The sequence below is a fragment of the Enterobacter sp. WPR_3_1 genome, assembly GCF_003635055.1.
Classification (GTDB): domain Bacteria; phylum Pseudomonadota; class Gammaproteobacteria; order Enterobacterales; family Enterobacteriaceae; genus Enterobacter; species Enterobacter ludwigii.
The window spans coordinates 62,976-79,271 of record NZ_RBXU01000016.1 but is presented as its reverse complement, the minus strand read 5'-3'; the positions used below and the strand labels follow the sequence as shown (position 1 = coordinate 79,271).

12 protein-coding genes are annotated in these 16,296 nt (G+C 56.4%); 6 read left to right on the top strand and 6 right to left on the bottom strand.

Features of this window, described 5'->3' with window-relative positions; translation table 11 throughout:
* Window positions 1-16: 16 nt before the first annotated feature.
* Together glpG and BJ887_RS22375 are read left to right on the top strand one after the other, a co-directional pair.
* The gene (gene glpG / locus BJ887_RS22380) at window positions 17-847 is read left to right on the top strand and encodes a rhomboid family intramembrane serine protease GlpG (RefSeq protein WP_121340469.1); all 831 of its coding nucleotides are present in this window, start codon (window positions 17-19) and stop codon (window positions 845-847) included.
* 16 nt (window positions 848-863) lie between these two features.
* Window positions 864-1,622: a DeoR/GlpR family transcriptional regulator gene (locus BJ887_RS22375; RefSeq protein ID WP_008503060.1), complete on the top strand. Its 759-nt coding sequence runs from the start codon at window positions 864-866 to the stop codon at window positions 1,620-1,622.
* Between the two features lie 84 nt (window positions 1,623-1,706).
* On the opposite strand, the gene malT is transcribed toward BJ887_RS22375, so the two are convergent.
* A complete protein-coding gene (malT, locus tag BJ887_RS22370) occupies window positions 1,707-4,412 on the bottom strand; it encodes an HTH-type transcriptional regulator MalT (RefSeq protein WP_121340468.1) in 2,706 nt (901 codons plus the stop codon).
* Between the two features lie 585 nt (window positions 4,413-4,997).
* On the opposite strand from malT, the gene malP reads away from it, so the two are divergent.
* Complete coding sequence (gene malP / locus BJ887_RS22365; protein WP_121340467.1) at window positions 4,998-7,391, top strand: maltodextrin phosphorylase; 2,394 nt, start codon at window positions 4,998-5,000, stop codon at window positions 7,389-7,391.
* A 9-nt stretch (window positions 7,392-7,400) separates the two neighbouring features.
* Window positions 7,401-9,482: a 4-alpha-glucanotransferase gene (gene malQ, locus BJ887_RS22360; RefSeq protein ID WP_121340466.1), complete on the top strand. Its 2,082-nt coding sequence runs from the start codon at window positions 7,401-7,403 to the stop codon at window positions 9,480-9,482.
* A 52-nt stretch (window positions 9,483-9,534) separates the two neighbouring features.
* Here the strand turns inward: malQ and gntT are convergent, their stop codons facing one another.
* The 3 genes from gntT to gntX form a co-directional block, all read right to left on the bottom strand.
* The gene (gene gntT, locus BJ887_RS22355; protein WP_014171973.1) at window positions 9,535-10,851 is read right to left on the bottom strand and encodes a gluconate transporter; all 1,317 of its coding nucleotides are present in this window, start codon (window positions 10,849-10,851) and stop codon (window positions 9,535-9,537) included.
* A gap of 307 nt (window positions 10,852-11,158) precedes the next feature.
* A complete protein-coding gene (gene nfuA / locus BJ887_RS22350; protein WP_003861601.1) occupies window positions 11,159-11,734 on the bottom strand; it encodes a Fe-S biogenesis protein NfuA in 576 nt (191 codons plus the stop codon).
* 61 nt (window positions 11,735-11,795) lie between these two features.
* Window positions 11,796-12,479 (bottom strand): DNA utilization protein GntX, encoded by a 684-nt coding sequence (gntX, locus tag BJ887_RS22345; protein WP_121340465.1) that lies wholly within the window; start codon window positions 12,477-12,479, stop codon window positions 11,796-11,798.
* Window positions 12,480-12,515: 36 nt separating this feature from the next.
* Between gntX and bioH the strand changes: the two genes are divergently transcribed.
* Together bioH and BJ887_RS22335 are read left to right on the top strand one after the other, a co-directional pair.
* Complete coding sequence (bioH, locus tag BJ887_RS22340; RefSeq protein ID WP_121340464.1) at window positions 12,516-13,289, top strand: pimeloyl-ACP methyl ester esterase BioH; 774 nt, start codon at window positions 12,516-12,518, stop codon at window positions 13,287-13,289.
* A 111-nt stretch (window positions 13,290-13,400) separates the two neighbouring features.
* Window positions 13,401-13,670 carry a YdgH/BhsA/McbA-like domain containing protein gene (locus BJ887_RS22335; protein ID WP_025202855.1) on the top strand — a complete coding sequence of 90 codons (270 nt, stop codon included), beginning with the start codon at window positions 13,401-13,403 and terminating at the stop codon, window positions 13,668-13,670.
* A gap of 30 nt (window positions 13,671-13,700) precedes the next feature.
* Here the strand turns inward: BJ887_RS22335 and feoC are convergent, their stop codons facing one another.
* Both feoC and feoB read right to left on the bottom strand, forming a co-directional pair.
* Complete coding sequence (feoC, locus tag BJ887_RS22330; protein ID WP_121340463.1) at window positions 13,701-13,940, bottom strand: [Fe-S]-dependent transcriptional repressor FeoC; 240 nt, start codon at window positions 13,938-13,940, stop codon at window positions 13,701-13,703.
* Window positions 13,941-13,950: 10 nt separating this feature from the next.
* Window positions 13,951-16,269 carry a Fe(2+) transporter permease subunit FeoB gene (feoB, locus tag BJ887_RS22325; protein WP_014171967.1) on the bottom strand — a complete coding sequence of 773 codons (2,319 nt, stop codon included), beginning with the start codon at window positions 16,267-16,269 and terminating at the stop codon, window positions 13,951-13,953.
* Between the last annotated feature and the right edge of the window lie 27 nt (window positions 16,270-16,296).

Sequence of the window (16,296 nt, the reverse complement as noted above, 5' to 3'; positions counted from 1 at the left end):
TAAGCGACGGCTGCCCATGTTGATGATCACCTCTTTTACCAACCCGCGCGTCGCCCAGGCGTTTGTCGACTATATGGCGACGCAGGGCGTTATTCTGACCATCCAGCAACATCATCAGACCGATGTGTGGCTGGCCGACGAGAGCCAGGCCGCGAGGGTAAATGAGGAGCTGGCGCGATTCCTTGAGAACCCTGGCGACCCGCGCTATCTGGCCGCAAGCTGGCAATCAGGCCAGACGGGCAGCGGGCTGCACTATCGTCGTTTTCCCTTCTTTGCCACCGTGCGCGAACGCGCGGGTCCGTTTACGCTGCTGCTGATGGCGGCCTGCATTATCGTGTTCATTATGATGAACGTGGTCGGCGACCAGAGCGTCATGATCGCCCTGGCATGGCCCTATGACTCTTCACTGGACGTTGACGTCTGGCGCTATTTTACCCACGCGCTGATGCACTTCTCGGTGATGCATATTCTCTTTAACCTGCTGTGGTGGTGGTACCTTGGCGGTGCCGTCGAGAAGCGTCTGGGCAGCGGGAAGCTGATTGTGATCACCGTCATCAGTGCCCTGTTGAGTGGCTATGTGCAGCACAAATTCAGCGGCCCGTGGTTTGGCGGATTATCAGGTGTTGTGTATGCCCTGATGGGCTATGTCTGGCTCAGAGGTGAGCGCGATCCTGAAAGTGGCATCTATCTGCAACGCGGGTTAATAACCTTTGCGTTAATATGGCTAATTGCCGGATGGTTTGATCTGTTTGGTATGTCTATCGCCAATGGTGCACACGTCACCGGGCTGGCCGTTGGGCTGGCGATGGCGTTTGCCGACACGCTCCATGCGCGAAAACGAACATAATTCTCAGGGATAATTGATGAAACAAACACAACGTCATGACGCCATTATCGAACTGGTTAAAAAACAGGGATATGTCAGCACCGAAGAGCTGGTCGAGCAGTTTGCCGTCAGCCCGCAGACCATTCGTCGTGACCTGAACGACCTTGCCGATCAAAACCGTATTCTGCGCCACCACGGCGGGGCGGCGCTGCCGTCCAGCTCGGTCAATACCTCATGGCATGACCGTAAAGCCACGCAAACGGCGGAGAAAGAGCGCATTGCGCGGAAAGTCGCCAGCCAGATCCCTAACGGGGCGACGCTGTTTATTGATATCGGCACCACGCCGGAAGCGGTCGCCCATGCGCTGCTGGATCATGAAAACCTGCGCGTCGTGACCAATAACCTGAATGTCGCGAATACCCTGATGCAGAAAGACGATTTCCGCATCATTCTTGCGGGCGGCGAGTTACGCAGCCGCGACGGCGGCATCATCGGTGAAGCGACGCTCGACTTTATCTCTCAGTTCCGTCTCGATTTCGGCATTCTCGGGATCAGCGGTATCGACAGCGATGGCTCCCTGCTGGAGTTTGATTATCATGAAGTCCGCACCAAGCGCGCGATTATTGAGAATTCACGCCACGTTATGCTCGTGGTGGACCACTCCAAGTTTGGCCGTAACGCGATGGTGAATATGGGCAGCATCAGCATGGTTGATGCGGTTTATACCGACGTGATGCCGCCGGCAGGCGTGATGCAGGTGATTAAGGATAATAATCTGCAGCTGGAACTGTGCTGACGTAAAAGCAAAACGGCAACCGAAGGTTGCCGTTTTTAGTTTCTGCAAAACAGGCCCGGGTGAGGGCACCCACGCGCACCGGAATTACACGCCGTACCCCATCATCTTCAGCAGCTGCTGTGCATGCTGCACCGCATCCTGACGATGGGCGACGCCAAGCTTCTGATAGAGATTGCGGATATGGGTTTTGATGGTCGTCGCCGCCACCGCCAGTTCACCGGCGATCTGCTCGTTGCTGTAGCCTGAGTAGATCAGCCCCAGCACCTGCCATTCGCGCTGAGTGAGCGGGCTGGTGCGGATCAGTTCCGGTACTTCCGGATGGTTCAGCAGACGTTCCACGAAGTTCTCATCAAAGTGCGCAAACTTATGGCGATGGTGCTGGTTAATCTCGCGCAGAATACGCTGGGCACGATGCTGATCCAGCTCTGGCAGCGTATTGAGTTGAATCAACTGTCGCAGCTGCTGGGCCATCACTTCACCTTCAATGACAAAGTGGCTGATAAACCCGGTGCGGTTCGCCAGCTGCAGCGCTTCCAGCAGGACGCGCTGGGCATCGTTTTTGCGGCCCGCCTGCCAGTAAAGCTGGTTCAGCAGAAGCAGGTTGCGGTTGAGATCGCTCATCAGACGCAGGCTGCGGGCGTTTTCATTAAGCTCTTCCAGCACGATTTCGGCAGGGTCTAATTCACCGAGCAGGATCTGGACGCGGGCAATGTTGCGCCACTGGCTCTGCAGGAAGTGGTTGTTGGCAAATTCCGGTTTAGGGGTCTGACGTAACCAGTTGGCGGCGGATTTTTTGTCGCCGGTCATCTGCCAGTAAATCACCCGCACCTTATCGGCGTTGGACACCCAGTCGCTATGGTACTGACCGTTACCGAGCAGGTTTTCCAGACGGTTAAGGTGGTTGCGGGCGTTATCGAGATCGCCACGCGCCAGCGAGCACTGGACCAGCAGCGCCAGACACTGCAATTGCTGCTGTGGCTGGAAGTTGGAGAGAACGTCCACACCCTGACGGGCGCAGCTTTCCGCTTCATCCAGACGCGACCATGCCCAAAGAAGCTGTGCACGAATGCGCAGCAGGAACTCGTGCATCGGCAGCTGTTCCAGATGCTGCTCACGAATCAGCTGGAAGGCCTTTTCCTGGTTTTCCCAGGCGGCCTGCAGGAACCCCTGCGCAAACAAAATTTCACTTTGCTGGATCAGGCTCCACAGCGCGTAATGCCAGACATCGTGGCGACGGGCCATCTGTTCAGTTTGTTGCATGAGCGAAAGGGAGCGCGTCAGCTCGCCTTTGCAGTGCAGAACTTCACCGTGTACCGAGGTGGCAACAATACGGCTGTAGAAATTGGCTAGCGGCAGTTCATCCAGCGCAACCATCGCCAGGCGCTCTGCCTCTTCCGGGTCACCGTCGTTAATCGCCACCTGCGCCCGCAGGGCGTTGAATTCGCCGTGCAGGGTGGCATCCATATCGCTTTCCATCTCCTGCTCGGCACGTGCCAGCAGGGTATTTACTTCACTGTAGCGATGCTGGCTCTGCATCAGCCAGGCCTGCAGCAGCACCAGGCGCGGATTCTCCAGCAGGCTCTCCCACGGCAGGGCTTTCAGTGACTCTTCAAGCAACGTCAGCTCGCTGTGGTTAAACAAGCCCCATGCGTGGTTAAGGAGGATATCGCGCAGCATGCCGGCATCACCGGCGGCAAGCGCGTGATGAATCGCCTCGCTCGGGAAACCTTGTGCCATCCAGCTTTCGGCGGCGGCGCGATGGATTTCAGGCAGTTCCGTCGCAAGCTCCCACTGACAGCGCTGGCGCAGGAAGCTGCCAAACAGTGGGTGATAGCTGAACCACTCGCCGGGATCGTCCATTCGGGTCAGGAACAGGCCCTGGCGTTCAATCTCTTCCAGCTGCAGTTGACCGTTTTCACAGCCGGTCACGCGCACGATCAGCGCGTCGTTCATGGAACGCAGCAGAGAACTTTTGAGCAGGAAATTTCGGGTCGACGGATCAACGCTGTTCAGCACTTCGTCGACGAGATAATCAGAAAGATGGCTCGCGTTAATCCCCGCCAGGCGACGCGCAGACTGGTGCGTCGGGCTGTTATTTTGCCGGGCAGAGAGAGCAATCAGCTGCAGCGCCGTCGCCCAGCCGGCGACATCATCACACAGGCGGCTGCTTTCGGAGGCCTCAATTGGCGAGTTCAGTCGACAGTCAAAAAACTGTTTGGCTTCCTGATGGGTAAAGGCCAGCTGCTGGCTGCCGACTTCCAGCAGCTGATCGCGCACGCGCAGGTTGGCGATGCCCAGTTGCGGCAGGTTACGCGACAGCACGACCAGGGTCAGGTTTTCCGGCTGATGACGCAGGAAGAAACGCATCGATTCATGGATAACCGGGTTAGTGATGAGATGATAATCATCAATCACCACGTACAGCGGGCGATGCCATTCGGCCAGTTCGATAAACAGCTGCGAGAAAAGGGAAGACAGGCTGGCGTACTGGCGCTTTTGCACCATGACCTCACTGGCGACGCAGTGTCCGTTGGTTGCCTGCTGAATGGCGGCAATCAGATAGCTGGCAAAACGCTCTTGCTGGTTATCGCCCTCATCAAGGGAGTACCAGCCAAGGTCGCTCTTACCTGCGGCCCATTGCGAAATGAGCGTTGTTTTTCCATAACCTGCAGGGCTCGTAACCAGCGCCAGTCGGAAATTATGCGCGCCGGAAAGTTTAGCCAGCAGACGCTCGCGGACCACTGTATGGTCAAGACGAACCGGGCGACTTAATTTAGACGGAATCAACATAGTTTTCACTTCACTGTGGGGAACGAGAGAATTTATTTTTTTTGCGCTTCGTAATTAATAGCTATAAGGTCGGCCAGAAAGAGAACTATTGCAAGTTATGTCTGGGTTTTGTGGCTCTGAATTTGCACTCTGTCACAAAACATTCAGGCGAGTACCGGAACTTTTCCAGAATGGCTTTAACACCGCGTCAGCGCTGGCTTGTCCCAGTGTCACACGGTTACGCTGAAACTGGTTTCAGAAAGGTATAGTGACGTCAAATTTAATAAAGTTCGGGTAAAGTTGAGTGAGATTAATAATCCCCTTAGGTAATGCCCCATTGCAGAAATATTATTCTGCGTAAGTAATCATTTCGGCGCGGATTAATTTCATCCGAAACTGTATTTCATTTTTTTGACATTCTCCCCGGTTATCTTTTTTTCTTCCTGGCACACTCGCACTATGCTCTCAGAGTGGCCTTGATCACACTTTTATGCTCATCCCCGCTACTCCTCCCTGCCTAATCCCCTGCGGGATGAGGAAGAGGCGAAATGAGCCTGGCACACTAGCGCCAACATGTGTTTTCTCTCTACAGGATGCCAATTCCCTATGTCACAGCCTACCTTTAACAAAGCTCAATTCCAGGCTGCCCTGACGCGTCAGTGGCAGCGTTTTGGCCTTCACGCTGCAAACGAGATGACGCCTCACCAGTGGTGGCAGGCAATGAGCGGTGCGCTCGCGGAGCAGCTGGATGCTCAACCGTTGGCAAAACCGGCGAAAGACCAGCGCCACGTTAACTACATCTCAATGGAGTTCCTGATTGGCCGTCTGACAGGTAACAACCTGCTGAACCTCGGCTGGTATCAGGAGGTGGGTGATGTGCTGAAAGAGCATGACATTAACCTGACCGACCTGCTGGAAGAAGAGATTGACCCGGCGTTGGGTAACGGTGGTCTGGGACGTCTGGCGGCCTGTTTCCTTGACTCGATGGCCACCGTCGGTCAGTCGGCCATTGGCTACGGTCTGAACTACCAGTACGGCCTGTTCCGTCAGTCGTTTGCTGATGGTCATCAGATGGAAGCGCCGGATGACTGGCACCGCAATACTTACCCCTGGTTCCGCCACAATGCACAGCTTGATGTGCAGGTAGGCATTGGTGGTAAAGTCACGAAGCAGGGGCTGTGGGAGCCTGCGTTTACCCTGACCGGCGAAGCCTGGGATCTGCCGGTGCTGGGCTACCGTAACGGCGTGGCGCAACCGCTGCGTCTGTGGCAGGCAAAGCACGCTCATCCCTTCAACCTGACCAAATTCAACGACGGCGATTTCCTGCGTGCCGAGCAGCAGGGGATCGACGCTGAGAAACTGACCAAAGTCCTTTACCCGAACGACAACCATCTGGCGGGCAAGAAACTGCGTCTGATGCAGCAGTACTTCCAGTGTGCCTGTTCCATTGCGGATATTCTGCGTCGTCATCACCTGGCGGGCCGCAAGCTGGCGCAGCTGCCGGACTTCGAAGTGATCCAGCTTAACGATACGCACCCGACGATTGCGATTCCTGAACTGCTGCGCGTGCTGATTGACGAGCACCAGCTGAGCTGGGATGACGCGTGGGCGATCACCAGCCGTACGTTTGCCTACACCAACCACACCCTGATGCCTGAAGCGCTGGAGTGCTGGGATGAGAAGCTGGTGAAAGCCCTGCTGCCGCGTCATATGCAGATCATCAACAAGATTAACGACGCGTTTAAAAAGCAAGTGGATAAAACCTGGCCGGGCGACAAAGCGGTGTGGGCGAAGCTGGCTGTGGTACATGACAAACAGGTGCGCATGGCGAACATGTGCGTGGTGAGCGGTTTTGCGGTGAACGGTGTGGCGGCGCTGCACTCGGATCTGGTGGTGAAAGACCTGTTCCCGGAATACCACCAGCTGTGGCCGACCAAATTCCATAACGTGACCAATGGCATCACGCCGCGTCGCTGGATTAAGCAGTGCAACCCGCTGCTGGCCGGCCTGCTGGACAAAACCCTGAAGAAAGAGTGGGCCAACGATCTGGACCAGCTTATCAATCTGGAAAAGTATGCCGACGACGCGGCATTCCGCGAGCAGTACCGCGCCATTAAGCTCGAAAACAAAGTGCGTCTGGCGCATTTTGTCAAAGCGCGTACCGGCATTGAGATCAACCCGAACGCCATTTTCGATATTCAGATCAAACGTCTGCATGAGTACAAACGCCAGCATCTGAACCTGCTGCACATTCTGGCGCTGTATAAAGAGATCCGCGAGAACCCGCAGGCTGACCGCGTACCGCGCGTGTTCCTGTTTGGGGCGAAAGCCGCACCGGGCTACTACCTGGCGAAAAACATTATCCTCGCCATTAATAAAGTGGCCGCGGCCATCAATAACGATCCGAAAGTGGGTGACAAGCTGAAGGTGGTGTTCCTGCCGGACTACTGCGTCTCTGCAGCTGAGATGCTGATCCCGGCGGCGGATATCTCCGAGCAGATCTCCACGGCAGGGAAAGAAGCTTCCGGTACCGGCAACATGAAGCTGGCGCTGAACGGTGCGCTGACCGTCGGTACGCTCGACGGCGCGAACGTCGAGATCGCCGAAAAGGTGGGGGAAGAGAACATCTTTATCTTCGGCCATACCGTCGAAGAAGTGAAAGCCCTCAAGGCCAAAGGTTACGACCCGGTGAAATGGCGTAAGAAAGACAAAGTTCTTGATGCGGTTCTGAAAGAGCTGGAAAGCGGTAAGTACAGCGATGGCGATAAACATGCCTTTGACCAGATGCTGCACAGCATGGACAAACACGGCGGTGACCCGTATCTGGTCATGGCGGACTTTACGGCCTATGTGGACGCGCAAAAACAGGTCGATGTGCTGTATCGCGACCAGGAAGCGTGGACCCGGGCGTGCATTCTGAACACCGCCCGCTGCGGGATGTTCAGTTCTGACCGCTCAATCCGTGATTATCAGGCTCGTATCTGGCAGGCAAAACGCTAAGGAAGCGCGATGGAGAGTAAACGTCTGGACAGTGCCGCGCAGGCGGCGGGGATCAGCCTCAGTTACATTAATGCTCACGGCAAACCACAGTCTATTGGCGCCGACACCAAAAGACGTTTGCTGGATGCCATGCACAAGACCGACGCGAAAGCGTCGGTTGCTCCGGTGCCGAACGTGAAGGTGTTTACCGCCGGTAAAAAGATGCCGCTAACGGTAAACGGGCGCGGCGAATTTAGCTGGCTGCTCACGACCGAAGAGGGGCAACAGCACAAAGGCCACGCCACCGGTGGCAAAGCGCTTAACCTTCCGGCAAAACTGCCGGAGGGCTATCACACGTTAACCCTCACGCAGGACGACCAGCGTTTTCATTGTCGGGTGATTGTTGCGCCAAAACGCTGCTATGAGCCGCAGGCGTTGCTCGAGGGTAAAAAGCTGTGGGGGGCCTGCGTGCAGCTCTACACGCTGCGCTCTGACAGCAACTGGGGTATCGGCGATTTTGGCGACCTGAAAAAGATGCTGGCGGATGTGGGCGAGCGCGGCGGTGCGTTTATCGGCCTCAACCCCATTCATGCGCTCTATCCGGCGAACCCGGAAAGTGCCAGTCCGTACAGCCCGTCATCCCGTCGCTGGCTGAACGTGATTTACATTGACGTGAATGCCTTAGACGATTTCAAAAGCAGCAAAGAGGCGCAGGCGTGGTGGAACCTCACGACCACTCAGCAGGCGCTGAAGCAGGCGCGCGAGACGGACTGGGTAGACTATGCCACCGTCACCGCACTGAAAATGGCCGCGTTACGTCTGGCGTGGAAAGGTTTTTCGCAGCGTGATGACGAGCAGATGTCGGCTTTCCGCCACTTTGTGGCCCAGGAAGGTGAGAGCCTTTACTGGCAGGCGGCGTTCGATGCATTGCACGCTTATCAGGTAAAAGAGGACGAAATGCGCTGGGGCTGGCCGGTATGGCCGGAAGCGTATCAATCTGTCGATACGCCCGAAGTGCAGGCGTTCTGCAAAAAATATGCTGACGAGGTGGATTTCTTCCTCTGGCTGCAGTGGCTGGCTTACAGCCAGTTTGCCGCCTGCTGGCAGGTGAGCCAGGGCTATAAAATGCCGATCGGCCTGTACCGCGATCTGGCCGTTGGCGTGGCGGAAGGCGGGGCGGAAACCTGGTGTGACCGCGAGCTTTATTGCCTGAAGGCCTCCGTGGGCGCACCGCCGGATATTCTTGGCCCCCTCGGCCAGAACTGGGGTTTGCCGCCGATGGATCCGCACGTCATGGCTGCGCGGGCTTACGAGCCGTTCATCGACCTGCTGCGCGCCAACATGCAAAACTGCGGCGCGCTGCGAATTGACCACGTGATGTCCGTCCTGCGTCTGTGGTGGATCCCTTATGGTGAAACGGCTGACCACGGCGCGTATGTACAGTATCCGGTTGACGATCTGCTCTCGATCCTGGCGCTGGAGAGTAAACGTCATCAGTGCATGGTGATCGGCGAAGATCTCGGTACCGTGCCGGTTGAGATTGTCAGTAAGCTCCGCGACAGCGGTGTTTACTCCTATAAAGTGCTCTATTTTGAAAACGACCATGAGAAAACCTTCCGCGCGCCGAAAGCGTACCCTGAACAGTCAATGGCAGTCGCGACGACGCATGACCTTCCTACGCTTCGTGGCTATTGGGAAAGCGGCGATCTGACACTCGGTAAAACGCTGGGTCTGTATCCGGATGAAGAGGTCTTACGTGGGCTGTATCAGGATCGCGAGCTGGCGAAGCAAGGGTTGCTTGATGCGTTACACAAGCATGGCTGCCTACCGAAACGCGCCGGGCATAAGGCATCACTGATGTCGATGACGCCTACGCTCAACCGCGGATTGCAGCGCTATATCGCCGACAGCAACAGTGCCCTGCTGGGTCTGCAGCCGGAAGACTGGATTGATATGGCGGAGCCGGTGAACATTCCGGGTACCAGCTATCAGTACAAGAACTGGCGTCGCAAATTGTCCATCACGCTTGAGAAGATGTTTGCCGATGACGGGGTGAACAGGCTGATTAAGGATTTGGATAAGCGCAGAAAAGCGGTGGGTAAAACGCGGTAGTCTCGCAGAGAGAAGAAAGCCGGGTAAGCGCAAGCTACCCGGCTTTTTGATATCAGATAACCATGTTCAACAGCAGAACCCCGACCAGACCACACACCGAAATAATGGTTTCCAGTGCAGACCAGGACTTGATGGTTTCACCGATAGTCAGGTTGAAATATTCCTTGAACAGCCAGAAGCCCGGATCGTTCACGTGAGAGAAAATCACGCTACCGGAACCTACCGCGATAACCATCAGCTCAGGGCTCACGCCCGTCGTCGCAATCAGCGGTGCAACGATACCACCGGCGGTGATTGCTGCAACGGTTGCAGAGCCGAGCGCGATACGCAGCACCGCAGCGATAGACCACGCCATCAGCAGCGGTGACACATTGGTTTCATGCATCATGGCCGCGATGTATTTATCCACGCCGCTGTCGACCAGCACCTGCTTGAACGCACCGCCACCACCGATAATCAGCAGCATCATGGCAATGATTTTGATGGAAGAGGTCAGCGTGTCGTTAATCTGATCCATTGAACGACCACGGTTCAGGCCGAAGGTGAACATCGCAATCAGTACCGCAATCAGCGTCGCCATCACCGGGTCGCCCAGGAATTCGGCAACGGACAGGAACGGGTGGCCTTTTGGCAGGATCATTTCCGCCACGGCACGCATCGCCATCAGGATGACCGGCACCAGAGAGGTCCAGACGCTGACGCCAAAACCAGGCATCTCTTCTTCCGTGAAGGTTTTCGCGCTGTACAGACCTTCCGGGATAGGCTTATCAATCCCTTTCAGGAAGCGGGCATAAACCGGGCCGGCCAGGATCACCGTCGGGATTGCCAGAATCGTACCGAACAGCAGGGTTTTACCCATATCGGCATGGAAGATGGTGGCGATGGCGGTTGGACCCGGGTGTGGTGGCAGGAAACCGTGCGTAACGGACAGCGCGGCGGCCATCGGTACACCGACATACAGCAGTGGAATGTTCGCTGCCGCTGCGATGGTGAACACCAGTGGCAGCATCAGGACGAAGCCCACTTCATAGAACAGTGCGAAACCGACGGTAAACCCGGTTAACACGACCGCCCACTGAATATTCTTCTTACCAAATTTGGCAATCAGCGTGGTGGCAATACGCTGGGCGCCCCCACAGTCTGCCAGCATTTTGCCGAGCATAGCGCCAAAGCCCATGATCAGTGCCAGGCTACCGAGCGTGCCGCCGACACCGGCTTTAATGGAGCTGATGACTTTCACCAGCGGCATCCCTTGCATCAGACCGACTGCAAGTGCCACCAGAACCAGAGCGATAAACCCGTTCATTTTGAAACGGATCATCAAGAGCAGTAATAACACAACACCGATAGCAACGATGACTAATGGCATGATTTACCTGGCCTTTGAATTGTTATGGGTAACGTCATTGTTTCAACGACAAATTCCGATTGTCCCAACTGGGAACAGAGTGTTAACGGCACTAATACTGTTGCCTCGGAAACTATTAAGTTTAGTCGGCTGTTATGAAGGTGCTTAGTGCCCACGAGAATGATACGGGTAACATGTTGTGGTTGAGAATCACCCTGGGGGGCTAAATTTGAATTATGAGACGCAGGTCAACATATGGGGAGGCAAGGCAGGGAGGGGAAAGCAGGCCCGGTAAGCATAGCGCCACCGGGCAAAAGCAGGCGGACGCTTAGTAGTAAGAGTGCTCGCCGCGCTGGTGTTCGGTCAGATCGCGCACACCTTTCAGTTCCGGGAATTCGTTCAGCAGCTGCTTCTCGATCCCTTCTTTCAGCGTGACATCAACCATTGAACAACCGTTACAGCCGCCGCCGAACTGCAGGATCGCCAGGCCGTCTTCAGTGATTTCCATCAGGGAAACACGACCGCCGTGGCCCGCCAGCTGTGGGTTGATCTGAGACTGCAGCAGGTACTCGACGCGCTCCATCAGGGGGGCATCGTCAGACACTTTACGCATTTTGGCGTTTGGCGCTTTCAGGGTCAGCTGAGAACCCAGCTGATCGGTGACGAAGTCGATCTCCGCATCTTCAAGATACGGTGCGCTCAGCTCATCAACGTAAGCCGTGAGCTGTTCAAATTTAAGGGCAGTGTCAGTCGCTTCCACTGCGTCCGGAGGACAATAAGAGACACCACATTCTGCATTCGGAGTGCCTGGATTGATCACAAACACGCGGATCTGCGTCCCTTCTTCCTGATTTGCCAGCAGTTTGGCAAAGTGCGCTTGTGCAGAATCGGAAATACGGATCATAGCTTTGGCCTAATAGTTGACTAAATTACCTGGGTATAATCATACGCCCATTGAAGAAGGGCTACAAGGTACGGCACAGACACCATACCTGAACCGACGCGGCGCCGCTTTGCAAAAGCAGTCGGGAAAGTTCAGCAACGGTACTGCCTGTGGTGACGACATCATCCACAATCGCGATATGGAGGCCTTTGACCGGGAATTCAAGACGAAAGGCATTTTTGAGGTTCCTTTTGCGAAGCCGGGCCGTGAGCTGATGCTGGATGGCCGTATTATGGACGCGTTTGAGCGCACGGGCGTCGTACCGGCAACCGAGCCATCGCGCGAGCGGGCGGCAAAGCAGGTCACTTTGGTTGTAGCCGCGTCGCCAGTGTCGGCGACGGTATAAAGGCACGTTAACTACCATGTCGATGTTCGGCAGGCCGCGGGTGCGTCGCGCCTGTAAAACGGTCAGCAGTAACAGGCGGGCGAGGGGACGCGCCAGCACACTCTGGCCGGCAAACTTCAGCGCATGTATAAGGCCGCTTAACGGCGCAACATAATCATCCACAGCCACCAGGGCACACCACGGCGGCGCTTTTTTCAGGCAGCGGCCGCAGGGAACGTCTCGCCCGGTGGCCGCTAGCCCACACTGCGGACACGTCATCGCCTGCCTTTTCAGCGAGCGGGTGCAAACGGAGCAGACGCCCCATGCGCTGAGGGCAAGCGGCATCCGGCATAGCCAGCACAAGCCAGGCACTGTTAACATGTGCAACCTCCATGTGAAAAAAGAGAACAGTAACTGATGAAGACGCTGTGGTGGCAGACCGTAGGGACGGGAAATTGCCATCTTGTGCTGCTGCACGGATGGGGCCTGAATGCCGAAGTATGGAATTGCATAACCGGGGAACTCGCCTCGCAATTTACCCTGCATCTGGTGGATTTACCGGGCTTTGGCCGCAGCCGCGGCTTTGGGGCAATGTCGGTCGAGGAGATGGCGCAGCAGGTGCTGGACGCTGCGCCGCAACACGCCATCTGGCTGGGCTGGAGCCTGGGCGGGCTGGTGGCGAGCCAGATGGCGTTGACCCATCCCGAGCGCGTGCGTGCGCTGGTCACGGTAGCCTCGTCACCGTGCTTCAGTGCAAAGGACGACTGGCCGGGCATAAAACCGGATGTGCTGGCCGGGTTCCAGAAACAGCTGAGCGAAGACTTCCAGCGGACCGTTGAGCGTTTCCTGGCCCTGCAGACAATGGGAACCGACACCGCGCGTCAGGATGCCAGAGCGCTGAAGCAGACCGTGCTTTCCCTGCCGATGCCGGACGTTGAGGTGCTTAACGGGGGCCTTGAGATCCTCAAAACCGTCGATTTGCGTCAGCCGCTGGCCGCGCTGGCGATGCCGCACCTGCGTATCTACGGCTACCTCGACGGGCTGGTGCCGCGCAAAGTGGTTCCAGTGCTGGATTCACTCTGGCCACAAAGTGAGTCTCTGGTGATAAACAAAGCCGCGCATGCGCCGTTTATCTCTCATCCGGCGGAGTTTTGTTCAGCGCTCGTTGCGTTAAGTCAACGTTTAGACTGATTATTTTCTATCCAGCCTGGAAAAAGTTTCACACCGCAACCATACTCCAGATGTCGTTGCGGTTGTTCTGCCTACGATAATCAAAACAACAATCCTATGGAGAGTCAGGCTATGAAACTTGTTACAGGTATCGTCACTTCTCTGGTTATTGGGTCACTTTCATTTGGCGCCTTTGCGGCACAAGAGCTGGAAAAAGATAAAGTTGCCGGGATGAATCTGACCAAAGTTGGTGAGATTTCTACGTCTGACACGACCGCGCCGATGGACGCCAAAAAAGAGCTGTCTAAGAAAGCGGATGAGCTGGGTGGGAAGTACTACGTCGTCACCAGTGCAGAAAAACAGACCAAAAACGTGCGCGCAACGGCGGACGTCTATAAGTAATACGATAATGCCGGGCAGCGATGCCCGGCTTTATGCGCGCAGTGCCCACCACTCTCTGAGGCAGGCTTTTCCTTCCGGGCATCTTTTACAACTGCCGGACAGGCAGCCTTCCGCCTCTTCCTGAATACGCACCGCTTTTCCCATGGCTTCCAGCCTTTCCAGCATGGCATCGATCATCGGCTGCGGGGTATGCAGGGTGAGGCTCAGCTGTTTCGCCTCCATTCGCCCTTGTAACGCCAGCAGGTCACGTACCTGAATCAACGATGCCATGGCTTACCCCTTAGTGACAGTCGCCCGCCGGGCTGTTGCAGCAGGTGGCAGCCGTTTTGCGGTTTGCCAGCAGGTTGATATCAACCCGGCTGCGTGCCCGGCGTAGCAGGCCGAGAACGAGCACGTTAAACAGCACAACCGCCAGGATGCACACCAGGCTATAACGCGGGTGCTGGCTAAAGTTAACGGTCTGATAAAAGAGCGTCGCCAGCGAGTACGCGATGTTGAGCCCCCACAGAATGGAGAAGCCCATCCAGCCACGGCTGGACTCGCGGGCAATCGCGCCCATGACGGAGATGCACGGAATATAGAGCAGAACAAAGATGAGGTAGCTGTAGGCCGCAGAGGCGCTGCCAAATTTCTCGCTCATCACGCCCATGGCACCCGTTGCCATTTCGCCGTCACCTTTACTGGCCTCGATAGGGTTCGCCAGCACGCTCAGGCTGAAGGTGTCTTTCAGGCTCTGCCATGTCTCTTCGACGGCGCCCAGCAGTTCGTTACCGAGATGAAACTCTGCCGGATTGAACGCTTGCTCCTGGATGTTCTCCGCGGTGTAGAGCGTATTCAGGGTCCCGACGACCACCTCTTTCGCCATCGCACCGGTGAACAGACCGACGGTCGCCTGCCAGTTATCGTCATGGACGCCAATCGGTTTGAAGACCGGGGTTATGACGCGGCTGACGGAGGCGAGGGCGGAGTCGTTGATGTTATCCGCAGCCTGTCCGCTCAGGGTGAAGCTGTTCAGCGCGCTCAGGAAAATACTCACGATAACAATCACTTTACCGGCACGCAGGACGAAGCCTTTCAGGCGCTGCCAGGTCTGGATCACCAGGCTTTTAAGATGGGGGACGTGGTAGACCGGCAGTTCCATGACGAACGGCGACGCTTCGCCGCGCATGATGGTGTGTTTCAGCATCAGCCCCGTGAGAATGGCCATGACGATACCCAGCACGTACAGCGAGAAGACCGCCAGCGCCCCCTGCTGCCCAAAGAAGGCCGCGGCAAAGACCGCGAAGATAGCCAGTCGCGCACCGCAGGACATAAACGGTGCCATCATAATGGTCATCAGACGTTCACGCGGCGCATCCAGCGTACGGGCACCCATAACCGAGGGCACGTTACAGCCGAAGCCCACGATCAGCGGCACGAAGGATTTGCCTGGCAGACCGAGCGCCTGCATCAGGCGATCCATGACGAAGGCGGCGCGTGCCATGTAACCGGAATCCTCAAGGAAGGAGAGGAACAGATACATCATGCCGATTTGCGGCACCAGAGGCAGTACGGTGTTGATACCACCGCCAATCCCCTGGGCAAGGAAGATGGTCAGCCATTCCGGGAAATGCAGGGTGTAACCCACCCACTGAATGCCATGAACAAAGATAGCAACGGAACCGGCATCGAAAATCGGCTGGAGTGCGCCACCAATGTTAATGGCGAGCAAGAACATCAGGTACATCACCAGCAAGAAGACCGGCAAACCGAGGAAGCGGTTAAGCACAACCTTATCCACGGCAGCGGTGAAGCGGCTCGGTTCCGCCGTCAGGGCGTTACTGACCACGTCGCAAATCGCGGCGATGGCCTGATAGCGAGCATCAGCGATATGCAGGGCCGGGTCATCCAGCTCGTCGCTCAGACGGGCGAGGACCACGTCCAGTTTATCTGCCGCATGACCAGCATAGGCGCGGCTGTAGATATCCCCTTCCAGCATTTGCAGGCCGAGCCACAGGCGCTGTTTCGCGGGCATGCTTTTGTCCATCTCTTGCGCCAGCAGATCCGCTTCGCGCAGGAGCGGCTGGGCGTAGTGCACCAGCTCAACGTTACGATTTCCCGCGTGGCGATCGATAGCCAGTTTCAGGGCATCAATACCGCGGGCGCGCGTCGACACCAGCGGAACGACCGGGCACCCCAGCCGTGCGGAGAGGGCATCGACGTCGATACGCAGTTTCTGTTTCTCTGCAATGTCCAGCATGTTGAGCGCCACGATGCAGGGAATGCCCAGCTCCAGCAGCTGCAGCGTCAGGTAGAGGTTACGCTCAAGGTTTGAGGCATCAACCACGTTGATGAGCAGATCCGCGTCGCCGCTAAGAATATAGTGGCAGGCAATCTGCTCATCGAGCGAAGTTTGCGAGGAGATCGTGGTTAAGGAGTACGTGCCGGGCAGGTCAACCAGTGTGACCTGGTGATCTGTTGTTGAGAACAGGCCTTCTTTACGTTCAACCGTTACGCCAGCCCAGTTACCGACGCGCTGGCGCGCACCCGTGAGCTGGTTAAATAGCGTTGTCTTGCCGGAATTAGGATTGCCAATTAAGCCAATAGTTAATTTTTTCATTTTTCTGGACTCACTGAAACCGCTGGC

Bases quoted from the DNA above. Each gene is read 5' to 3' on its own strand.
- glpG (WP_121340469.1), top strand. From the start codon at position 17: ATGTTGATGATCACCTCTTTTACCAACCCGCGCGTCGCCCAGGCGTTT.
- BJ887_RS22375 (WP_008503060.1), top strand. From the start codon at position 864: ATGAAACAAACACAACGTCATGACGCCATTATCGAACTGGTTAAAAAA.
- malT (WP_121340468.1), bottom strand. From the start codon at position 4,412: ATGTTGATTCCGTCTAAATTAAGTCGCCCGGTTCGTCTTGACCATACA.
- malP (WP_121340467.1), top strand. From the start codon at position 4,998: ATGTCACAGCCTACCTTTAACAAAGCTCAATTCCAGGCTGCCCTGACG.
- malQ (WP_121340466.1), top strand. From the start codon at position 7,401: ATGGAGAGTAAACGTCTGGACAGTGCCGCGCAGGCGGCGGGGATCAGC.
- gntT (WP_014171973.1), bottom strand. From the start codon at position 10,851: ATGCCATTAGTCATCGTTGCTATCGGTGTTGTGTTATTACTGCTCTTG.
- nfuA (WP_003861601.1), bottom strand. From the start codon at position 11,734: ATGATCCGTATTTCCGATTCTGCACAAGCGCACTTTGCCAAACTGCTG.
- gntX (WP_121340465.1), bottom strand. From the start codon at position 12,479: ATGTTAACAGTGCCTGGCTTGTGCTGGCTATGCCGGATGCCGCTTGCC.
- bioH (WP_121340464.1), top strand. From the start codon at position 12,516: ATGAAGACGCTGTGGTGGCAGACCGTAGGGACGGGAAATTGCCATCTT.
- BJ887_RS22335 (WP_025202855.1), top strand. From the start codon at position 13,401: ATGAAACTTGTTACAGGTATCGTCACTTCTCTGGTTATTGGGTCACTT.
- feoC (WP_121340463.1), bottom strand. From the start codon at position 13,940: ATGGCATCGTTGATTCAGGTACGTGACCTGCTGGCGTTACAAGGGCGA.
- feoB (WP_014171967.1), bottom strand. From the start codon at position 16,269: ATGAAAAAATTAACTATTGGCTTAATTGGCAATCCTAATTCCGGCAAG.